Genomic DNA, 9,694 nt, shown 5'->3' on the forward strand with positions numbered 1-9,694 from the left:
TCAACCGCCCTGGAGCTGATCGACATCGACGCCGGACAGGGTGTTACGTTGCGCAGGCGCGAAGAAGCAGACGTGAAGAAGTTGCACGGCCAGGGGCGGGAGAGGACGACATGGAGACCACACGCGGCGCCGAGCGAACGCGGACGGCGGCCGAGGCCCGCCGCCGTGAACTGCTCGAAGCAGCGGACCGGGTGGTGCTCAGGGACGGCCCGCAGGCGTCGATGAACGCGATCGCCGCCGAGGCCGGGATCACCAAGCCCATCCTCTACCGCCACTTCGGGGACAAGGGCGGCCTCTACCGCGCCCTGGCCAAACGCCACACCGACGCCCTCCTCGGCGCCCTGCGCGCCGCCCTGGACGCCCCCGCCGAGCGCCGCGAGCGGGTGGAGTCCACGCTCGACACCTACCTCGCCGCGATCGAGGCCCGCCCCCAGGTCTACCGCTTCCTGATGCATCCCGCCGACGGAGCGGCCGACTCCGCCACCTCCGCCGGCATCGCCCTCTCCTCCGAGCAGGGCTTCGACGTCGGCCGCCACTCGGCCCCGCTGCTGCGCCGCCTCGGCGAGGAGCTGGGCCAGGTGATCGCCGAGCGGGTGGACCTGGGACCCGACAGCGAGCAGATGGCCCGCATCTGGGGCCACGGCATCGTCGGCATGATGCACGCGGCCGGCGACTGGTGGCTCGGCGACCGGCCCTGCTCCCGCGAGCGGCTGGTGCGCAGCCTGGCCGACCTGCTGTGGGGACGGCTGGCGGAGGCGGGCGACCGCGACGTCCAGGGCGGCCCGGGGTTCTGACCCCCTACGGCCTTCTCAGGCGTTACGCGCCCAGCGGGCCCGGCGCGCGGCCCGCAGCGCCCGGGACCTCCGCAGCCCGGTCAGCCGGTCGGTGTAGACCAGGCCCTCCAGGTGGTCGCACTCGTGCTGGAGGCACCGGGCGAACCACCCCGTCCCGGCGATCCGCACCGGCTCCCCCGTCATCGTCAGCCCCTCGACCACCGCGTGGTCGAAGCGTTCCGTGCCCGCCTCCAGGCCCGGAAGTGACAGACAGCCCTCCGGTCCGCGTACGGTGAGTCCGTCCGCCTCGACCAGTTCGGGGTTGACGACGTGTCCCAGGTGACGGACGTCGTCGTCGTCCGGACAGTCGTAGACGAACACTTTGAGCGGGACGCCGATCTGGTTGGCGGCGAGCCCGACACCCTGTGCGGCGTACATCGTGGCGAACATGTCCTCGACCAGCTTCGCGAGCGAGGGCCCGAACTCCGTGACGTCCTCACAGGCGCGGTGGAGCAACGGGTCGCCGAGCAGACTCATCTCACGGACGAGTCCGGAACTGCCGGGGATCGGGCGGTTTCGCATGCGCTCAAGCGTACGTTCCGCCGCTGCCCGGGAGTTCCCGTGGTGCCGCGGTACGGCCGCCGCGCCGGACATCGATAGGCTGGGCGCGGACCGATGCAAGGAGGATCTAGGACGATGGCAGGCAACACGGAGCCGTTGTCGCCGCGGGCCAAGCTGGCCGTGACGGCGGGCAAGGCCGCGGCGGCGGTGTCACGCGCCGCGGGGCGGGGCAGCGGATCGGTGATCGGCGGCCGGGTGGCGCTCAAACTCGACCCCGACCTGCTGGGGCGGCTGGCGCAGCACCTGGACGTGATCCTCGTGTCGGCGACGAACGGCAAGACGACGACCACCCGGCTGATCGCCGAGGCACTGCGGGCCGCCGGGCCCGTCGTGTCCAACGCCCTCGGCGCGAACATGCCCGCGGGCATCACCTCGGCGCTGGCCGGCGGCTCGGACGCGAAGTTCGGCGTGATCGAGGTCGACGAGAAGTACCTCGCCGGTGTCGCCCGCGACACCACCCCCAAGGCGATCGCGCTGCTCAACCTCTCCCGCGACCAGCTGGACCGCGCGGCGGAGACCCGGATGATGGCCGAGCACTGGCGCGAGGGCCTCTCCGGCTCGAAGGCCGTGATCATCGCCAACGCGGACGACCCGCTGGTCGTCTGGGCGGCCTCGTCCTCACCCAACGTGGTGTGGGTGGCGGCCGGACAGGCGTGGAAGGACGACGCCTGGTCCTGCCCGTCCTGCGGCGGTGTGATGCAGCGCCCCGGCGACGACTGGTTCTGCGGGCAGTGCGGCTTCCGCCGCCCCGCCCCGAGCTGGGCGCTCAACGGCGACTACGTCCTGGACCCGCACGGTTCGGCCTGGCCGATCCACCTCCAGCTGCCCGGCCGCGCCAACAAGGCCAACGCCACCAGCTCGGCCGCCGTCGCCGCCGTCTTCGGCGTGCCGCCGCAGGTCGCGCTGGAGCGCATGTACCAGGTGCAGGCGGTGGCCGGACGGTACGACGTCGTCACCTTCCAGGACCGTGAGCTGCGCCTGCTGCTGGCGAAGAACCCGGCCGGCTGGCTGGAGACGTTCTCGCTGATCGACCCGCCGCCGACGCCGGTGATCCTCTCCGTCAACGCCCGCGGCGCCGACGGCACGGACACCTCCTGGCTCTGGGACGTGGACTACACCCAGCTGGCCGGCCACCCGATCTTCGTGCTCGGCGACCGCAAGCTGGACCTCGCGGTCCGCCTCGAGGTCGCCGGTCTCGACTTCCGGGTCTGCGAGAACCTCGACGAGGCCGTGCGGTACGCCCCGCCCGGCCGTATCGAGGTCATCGCCAACTACACCGCCTTCCAGGATCTGCGCCGTCGTGTCGGCAACTGACCCCGGCCCCGGCCACCTCCGGAGAGGACGAAGCATGAGCAACAACGGTCTGCGTCTGGTCTGGGTCTACCCCGACCTGCTCAGCACCTACGGCGACCAGGGCAACGCCCTGGTCGTGGAGCGGCGGGCCCGGCAGCGCGGTCTGGACGTGCAGCGCGTCGACGTGCGCAGCGACCAGCCGGTGCCGACGTCCGGCGACATCTACCTGATCGGCGGCGGTGAGGACCGGCCCCAGCGCCTGGCGGCGGAGCGGCTGCGCCGCGACGGCGGGCTGAGCCGGGCCGCCTCCAACGGCGCGATCATCTTCTCGGTCTGCGCGGGCTACCAGATCCTCGGCCACGAGTTCATCAACGACCTCGGTGAGCGCGAGCAGGGCCTCGGTCTGCTCGATGTGGTCTCCACCCGCGGCGAGGGCTCCCGGTGCGTCGGCGACGTACTGGCGGACATCGACCCGCAGCTCGGCCTGGAGGCGCTGACCGGGTTCGAGAACCACCAGGGCGTCACCCATCTCGGCCCGACGGCACGGCCGTTCGCCCGGGTGCGGTTCGGCCGGGGCAACGGCACCGGGGACGGCACGGAGGGCGCGTACAACGACACGGTCTTCGGCACGTACATGCACGGCCCCGTGATGGCCCGCAACCCGCAGATCGCCGATCACCTGCTGAAACTGGCCCTCGACGTGAACGCGCTGCCGCCCACGGACGACCGCTGGTACGAGGCGCTGCGCGCCGAGCGGATCGCGTCGGCGACCCAGCCCGCCTGAGGCCTTTTCCGCTCAACGGAGCGCCCGTCCAGCAGGCGGACGCCCGGTTCGGTCCCGCCACCCCGCGCCGGTAGGGTGGCGGGACTCCAACCGGACGACGTGGTCCGGTCGTCGACTTAACGTTGCAAAGGTTCTCGGGCCATGCGCATTGGCGTACTCACCTCCGGCGGCGACTGCCCCGGCCTCAACGCCGTCATCCGTTCCGTCGTGCACCGCGCGGTGGTGGACCACGGCGACGAGGTCATCGGCTTCCACGACGGGTGGAAGGGCCTGCTGGAGGCCGACTACCGCAAGCTCGACCTCGACGCGGTGGGCGGCATCCTGGCCCGCGGCGGCACGATCCTCGGCTCCTCCCGGGTCCAGCCGGCGCATCTGCGCAACGGTGTCGAGCAAGCCCGCGGGCATGTCGCCGACCTCGGTCTGGACGCCATCATCCCGATCGGCGGCGAGGGCACGCTGAAGGCGGCCAACCTCCTCTCCGAGGCCGGGCTGCCGATCGTCGGGGTCCCCAAGACCATCGACAACGACATCGCCTCCACCGACGTCACCTTCGGCTTCGACACGGCCGTCGGGGTCGCGACCGAGGCGCTGGACCGGCTGAAGACCACCGCCGAGTCGCACCAGCGGGTGCTGATCGTCGAGGTCATGGGCCGTCACACCGGATGGATCGCCCTGCACTCCGGGATGGCGGCCGGCGCCCACGCCATCGTCGTGCCCGAGCGCCCCTTCGACATCGACGAGCTGACCGAGCTGGTCGGCAAGCGCTTCTCCGCGGGCAAGAAGTTCGCCATCGTGGTGGTCGCCGAGGGCGCCAAGCCGCGCGCGGGCTCCATGCAGTTCGAGCAGGGCGTCAAGGACGTCTACGGCCACGAGCGGTTCGCCGGGGTGGCCACGCAGCTCTCCGGGGAGCTGGAGCAGCGGCTCGGCAAGGAGGCCCGCCCGGTCATCCTCGGCCACGTCCAGCGCGGCGGCACCCCCACCGCGTACGACCGCGTCCTGGCGACCCGGTTCGGCTGGCACGCGGTGGAGGCGGCGCACCGGGGCGAGTTCGGGATGCTGACCGCACTGCGCGGCACCGACATCGTGATGGTCCCGCTGGCGGAGGCGGTCGAGACGCTGAAGACCGTCCCGGCCGAGCGGTACGCCGAAGCGGAGTGCGTGCTCTAGCCGTCGCGCCCCCCGGAACTGCCCCCGGCCGCGACCGCGGCCGGGGGCAGTTCTACGCTGTACCGGACAACCGGCACGAAACGGGGACGTGTCCCCAGCGGGAGTGAACAGATGGATCACAGCGGGCACGGCATGAACATGGATCTGCCGCCGTTCACGCTGGGGCGGGGGCTGGAGCTCTCACCCGACCCGTTCTTCCTGACCGGCTGCGTCCTGGCGCTGGCCCTGTACGGGTACGGCGTGGCGCGGCTGCGTCGGCGCGGGGACGGCTGGCCGGTGAACCGGATCGTCTTCTTCGTCGTGGGCGTGCTGAGCGTCGCCCTGGTGATGTGCACCAAGCTCAACGACTACGGCATGGTCATGTTCAGCGTGCACATGGTGCAGCACATGGTGATCAGCATGCTGTCGCCGATCCTGCTGCTGCTGGGCGCCCCGGTGACGCTGGCGCTGCGCGCGCTGCCGCCCGCCGCCCGGGGCCGGACCGGGCCGCGCGAGCTGCTCCTGAAGCTGCTGCACAGCCGGTACATGAAGATCATCACGCATCCGGCGTTCACGATCCCGATCTTCATCGCGAGCCTGTACGCGCTGTACTTCACGCCGGTCTTCGACTTCCTCATGGGCTCCAAGCCCGGCCACATCGGGATGATGGTGCACTTCCTCGCCGTCGGCCTGGTCTTCTTCTGGCCGATCATGGGTGTCGACCCGGGCCCGCACCGGCCCGGCTACGTGATGCGGATGCTGGAGCTGTTCGCGGGGATGCCGTTCCACGCGTTCTTCGGGATCGCGCTGATGATGGCGAGCACGCCGATGGTGAAGACGTACGAGAATCCGCCCGCCTCGCTCGGCATCGACGCCCTCAGCGACCAGAACTGGGCCGGCGGCATCGCGTGGGCGTTCAGCGAGATCCCCTCGGTACTGGTGCTGATCGCGCTCGTCTACCAGTGGTACCGCTCCGAGCAGCGCACGGCCAAGCGCTCGGACCGGGCCGCCGACCGTGACGGCGACAAGGAGCTGGCGGCGTACAACGCCTATCTGGCGTCATTGCAGGCGCGACAGTAGCGCGGGGGGCGCTCTCGGGGTGACCATGGGGTGAACGGCCGCGCGGCCGACGAGGAGGGTACGCGCATGTCCGGATCGACGAAGACCATGGGATACATGACCGCCGGGGCGCTGGTGACGGTGACGGCCTACACGGTGGCGCTGGGAAGCAGTGGCTGGCTCTGGTTCGCCTGGGTGGTGCTGGGGCTGTGCACGCTCGGCATGCTGGCCACCCAGGACACCTGACCCCCGCGGCACACGCCTGACGGGCCCTGCGGCGGGTACGAGCCGGGGGACGGTTCACCCCGGTCGCACGGGTCGTGCCGGGGCCTGCACCGACCGTCCCCGACCCTTCCCGGCACGACCATGACCTGGTGGTCCGCACGACCTGGCAGTGAGCGGCCCTGACGCCGACCCGGCAGAGCGAGGTGCACCCGCAAGGTGTTCTATTACGTCCTGAAGTACGTCGTGCTGGGGCCCTTGCTGCGGGTGCTGTTCCGCCCTCGTATCGAAGGGCTGGAGAACATCCCGGAGGAGGGCGCGGCGATCGTCGCCGGGAACCACCTCTCCTTCTCCGACCACTTCCTCATGCCCGCCATCATCAAGCGGCGCATCACCTTCCTCGCGAAGGCCGAATACTTCACCGGCCCGGGGATCAGGGGCAGGCTCACCGCCGCGTTCTTCCGCAGCGCGGGGCAGATCCCGGTGGACCGCTCGGGCAAGGACGCGGGACAGGCGGCGATCCGCGAGGGCCTGGGAGTGCTGAGCAGGGGCGAGCTGCTGGGGATCTACCCCGAGGGCACCCGCTCGCACGACGGCCGGCTCTACAAGGGCAAGGTCGGGGTGGCGGTGATGGCGATCACCGCGCAGGTGCCGGTGGTCCCGTGCGCCATGCTCGGTACGTTCGAGATCCAGCCGCCCGGCCAGGTCGTCCCGAAGATCAAGCAGGTCGCGATCCGGTTCGGTGAGCCGCTGGACTTCTCGCGCTACGCGGGCATGGAGAACCAGAAGGCCGCGATCCGGGCCGTCACGGACGAGATCATGTACGCGATCCTGGAGCTGTCGGGCCAGGAGTACGTGGACGAGTACGCGGCGAAGGTGAAGGCCGCCGAGCAGGAGGCCGCGCCCCCGAGGAAGTTCCCCGGGCTGCGACGCTGACGGCGAATTCGCCACCGGCAGAGCGGGCTGGTCCGGCCGGGCCCGCTCCCCCTAGCGTCGTGCGTATGAACCAGGGACACGTGTGGGTGCTGGGAGCGACGGGACAGATCGGGCGGGCCGCGGTGGACGCGCTGGCCGGGGACGGCTGGGAGGTGACCGCCGTATCCCGCGGCGGCGGCCGGGACGACCGGTGGGGTGACGGGGTCCGGGCCCTGGCGCTCGACCGGGACGAGGAGGGCGCGCTGGAGAAGGCGCTCGGCGACGGCTGCGACGTCCTGGTCGACATGGTGGCCTTCGGCGCGGCCCACGCCCGGCAGCTGAGGTCTCTGGCCGGGCGGGTCGGCTCGGCGGTCGTGATCTCCAGCGGCGCGGTGTACGAGGACGACCGGGGCCGCAGCTTCGACACCCAGGCCGAGCCCGACGGCTTCCCCCGCTACCCCGTGCCGCTGCCGGAGACCCAGCGCACGGTGGAGCCGGGAGACACCTCGTACGGGACCCGGAAGGTGGAGCTGGAGCGTGAGCTGCTGGCGGCGGGCGACGCCCTGCCGGTGACCCTGCTGCGGGCGGGCGCGGTCCACGGCCCGTACTGCCGCACACCCCGCGAGCTGTACTTCGTGAAGCGGCTGCTCGACGGCCGCCGGCGGCGCGTGCTCGCGTACGGCGGCGAGAGCCGCTTCCACCCGCTCCACGTCGCGAACGCGGCGGAGCTGATCCGGCTGGCCGCCCGCCGGCCCGGCTCGCGGGTGCTCAACGCGGCCGATCCGCAGGCGCCCACCGTCGCCGAGATCGGGGCGGCGATCGACGGGGTGCTCGGCCGGGAGACGGAGACGGTTCCGGTCGACGGTCCGCCGCCCGAGGAGAGCGTGGGCGATACGCCGTGGAGCGGGGCCCATCCCGTCGTGTACGACATGACGGCGGCGGAGCGGGAGCTCGGGTACCGGCCGGTGACGGGGTACGTGGAGTCGCTGCCGGGGACCGTCGAGTGGCTGGCCGGGGAGCTGGCGGGGCGGGACTGGCGGGAGGCGTTCCCGAAGATGGCGCGCAACTACGGGGAGGCGCTCTTCGACTACGCGGCGGAGGACGCGTGGCTGGAGGCGTACGACCGGGGGCGCCGCTGAGCGGGGCCCCCGGCCGTAGGCATCTTCTTCACCGGCCCATGGCCGACGAAGGGAGTCCGCTCAGCGGAGTCAGCCGCCGTCTCCCTCTGATGTGAGGCCTTCCAGCAGCTCGCGCAGGGCCTCGTCCAGGATGGCGCGCAGCAGGCGGGCGTCGGCGGCCACCGCTTGGACGAGAACGGCGGGGCCGGCGAGCGGGGTGAGGGCTGCCGTGGGGCCCAGGAGGCGGGCGGACCGTGGGGTGTCCTCGAAGGACGGGTCGGCCAGGAGGAGTTGGCCGGTCGCCCGGTGGCCGCCGAGGACGGCGGGGCCGTCCCAGTCACCGGGGGCGCCGGGTCCGTAGGACAGTTGCTGATCCAGGAGCGGGCGGCCTCCCCGGTGGACGGTGAGCCGGGTGGTGAGGGCGCCGGTGGGCTCGCCGTGGCGGCCGAGGATCTGTTCCTCGCGCAGCAACAGGCGTGCGGTGGGCGCGAGTTCGACGCGTGTGGTCTGGTGCAGGTGGCTGCCGTGGGCGGAGACGAGCTGTTCGGGGAGCCAGTGCAGGGTGGCGCTCTCCCCCACCCGCAGCTTGACGGTGTACGTGGACGGGTCGCCGTCCGTCCGTGGGCCCGGGAGCGCGACGGTGGCCGCCGCCGTGTCGACGGTGAGGTGGGCGCCGTCCGTGGCCTCGGCCTCGATCGCCAGGCGGTCGCCGTTGAGGGGGGCGCTCATCGCGCCGACCACGGTGACCCGGGCGTGGGCGGGCAGCGGTGAGCGGGTGCGGCGGAGCGCGAGCGGCCCGGCGCTCTCCAGAACGGGCAGGGCACTCCCTCCCCGGCCGTCGGGTTCGGCGCGGAGGCGGGCGGTGGCGCGGACGCTCATGCGGTCCAGGCGGCGAGCCGCGCCCGTACCCAGTCGGCGACCGGTCCGACGCCCTCTGCGGAGGTCAGGGAGGTGAAGAGCACGGGGAGGTCGCCGCGCTGCTCCTCGGCGTCGCGGGCCATCCGCCGGAGGTCGGAGCCGACGTAGGGGGCGAGGTCGGTCTTGTTGACGACGAGGAGGTCGGCGGTGGTGACACCCGGGCCGCCCTTGCGCGGGATGTCGTCGCCGCCCGCCACGTCGATGACGAAGACCTGGGCGTCGACGAGCCCCTTGGAGAAGGTGGCGGTGAGGTTGTCACCGCCGGACTCGACGAGGATCAGGTCGAGCGGGCCCACCGCGTCCTCCAGGTCCTCGACGGCTTCGAGGTTGGCGGAGATGTCGTCGCGGATCGCGGTGTGCGGGCAGGCACCGGTCTCGACGGCCTGGATCCGCTCGGGCGGCAGGACCGCGTTGCGCAGCAGGAAGGCCGCGTCCTCCTGGGTGTAGATGTCGTTGGTGACGACGGCGATGGAGAACCGGTCGCGCAGTTCGCGGCAGAGGGCGGCGACGGTGGCCGTCTTGCCCGAGCCGACGGGGCCGCCGAGGCCGATGCGCAGGGCGCGCCGGGTGCCGTCGGGGCGGGCGGCGTCGGAGCTGACGGCTGCGGGGCCGTCGTGGGGGTGGCCGAGGTGCATGGCGGGGCTCCTGGTGCTTGAGGGCGGGGGTCAGGGCGTGCCCGGTGGATCGGGGCCGGATGTGCCTCAGGAGGCGAAGAGGCGGACCGGCCGGGCCGCGTGCGCCTCGGCGGCGATCTATTTGCAGTGCAGCTTTCCGGGCTTTGCCGTGTGGGTGGAACGCGCCGCCTGCTTGAGCCAGACGACCTTGGCCCTGGACGGCGGCTGCGC

12 protein-coding genes are annotated in these 9,694 nt (G+C 72.3%); 9 read left to right on the forward strand and 3 right to left on the reverse strand.

The genetic code is table 11. The features are described 5' to 3' along the window. Positions 1 to 110 precede the first annotated feature (110 nt). On the forward strand, positions 111 to 794 hold the full coding sequence (locus AB0917_RS12160) for a TetR family transcriptional regulator (protein WP_366819411.1): 684 nt from the start codon (positions 111 to 113) through the stop codon (positions 792 to 794). Between the two features lie 15 nt (positions 795 to 809). Here the strand turns inward: AB0917_RS12160 and def are convergent, their stop codons facing one another. Then, positions 810 to 1,355, reverse strand: coding sequence for a peptide deformylase (def, locus tag AB0917_RS12165; protein ID WP_366819412.1), 546 nt, complete (start codon positions 1,353 to 1,355; stop codon positions 810 to 812). 114 nt (positions 1,356 to 1,469) lie between these two features. Here def and AB0917_RS12170 point away from each other — a divergent pair, with 114 nt between their 5' ends. From AB0917_RS12170 to AB0917_RS12200, 7 genes are all read left to right on the forward strand, one after another. Next, positions 1,470 to 2,708 carry a MurT ligase domain-containing protein gene (locus tag AB0917_RS12170; protein ID WP_366819413.1) on the forward strand — a complete coding sequence of 413 codons (1,239 nt, stop codon included), beginning with the start codon at positions 1,470 to 1,472 and terminating at the stop codon, positions 2,706 to 2,708. 34 nt (positions 2,709 to 2,742) lie between these two features. After that, positions 2,743 to 3,471, forward strand: coding sequence for a glutamine amidotransferase (locus AB0917_RS12175; protein ID WP_366819414.1), 729 nt, complete (start codon positions 2,743 to 2,745; stop codon positions 3,469 to 3,471). 141 nt (positions 3,472 to 3,612) lie between these two features. Continuing rightward, entirely contained in the window at positions 3,613 to 4,638 is a 1,026-nt protein-coding gene (locus AB0917_RS12180) for a 6-phosphofructokinase (protein WP_366819415.1), read from the forward strand. 111 nt (positions 4,639 to 4,749) lie between these two features. Further along, positions 4,750 to 5,697: a cytochrome c oxidase assembly protein gene (locus AB0917_RS12185; RefSeq protein ID WP_366819416.1), complete on the forward strand. Its 948-nt coding sequence runs from the start codon at positions 4,750 to 4,752 to the stop codon at positions 5,695 to 5,697. Positions 5,698 to 5,763: 66 nt separating this feature from the next. Next, positions 5,764 to 5,922: a hypothetical protein gene (locus tag AB0917_RS12190; protein WP_366819417.1), complete on the forward strand. Its 159-nt coding sequence runs from the start codon at positions 5,764 to 5,766 to the stop codon at positions 5,920 to 5,922. A 195-nt stretch (positions 5,923 to 6,117) separates the two neighbouring features. Beyond that, positions 6,118 to 6,834 (forward strand): lysophospholipid acyltransferase family protein, encoded by a 717-nt coding sequence (locus tag AB0917_RS12195; protein ID WP_366819418.1) that lies wholly within the window; start codon positions 6,118 to 6,120, stop codon positions 6,832 to 6,834. An 86-nt stretch (positions 6,835 to 6,920) separates the two neighbouring features. Then, complete coding sequence (locus AB0917_RS12200) at positions 6,921 to 7,952, forward strand: NAD-dependent epimerase/dehydratase family protein (protein ID WP_366819423.1); 1,032 nt, start codon at positions 6,921 to 6,923, stop codon at positions 7,950 to 7,952. A 69-nt stretch (positions 7,953 to 8,021) separates the two neighbouring features. Here AB0917_RS12200 and AB0917_RS12205 read toward each other — a convergent pair whose 3' ends face one another. Next, positions 8,022 to 8,810 carry an urease accessory protein UreD gene (locus AB0917_RS12205; protein WP_366819419.1) on the reverse strand — a complete coding sequence of 263 codons (789 nt, stop codon included), beginning with the start codon at positions 8,808 to 8,810 and terminating at the stop codon, positions 8,022 to 8,024. Further along, complete coding sequence (gene ureG, locus AB0917_RS12210) at positions 8,807 to 9,484, reverse strand: urease accessory protein UreG (RefSeq protein WP_366819420.1); 678 nt, start codon at positions 9,482 to 9,484, stop codon at positions 8,807 to 8,809. The genes AB0917_RS12205 and ureG overlap by 4 nt, the downstream gene beginning before the upstream one ends. On the opposite strand from ureG, the gene AB0917_RS12215 reads away from it, so the two are divergent. Further along, positions 9,483 to 9,694 (forward strand): hypothetical protein (locus AB0917_RS12215; protein ID WP_366819421.1); only part of this gene is annotated, 212 nt, incomplete at its 3' end. The genes ureG and AB0917_RS12215 overlap by 2 nt on opposite strands.

It is taken from the genome of Streptomyces sp. NPDC007346 (genome assembly GCF_040703535.1).
Classification (GTDB): domain Bacteria; phylum Actinomycetota; class Actinomycetes; order Streptomycetales; family Streptomycetaceae; genus Streptomyces.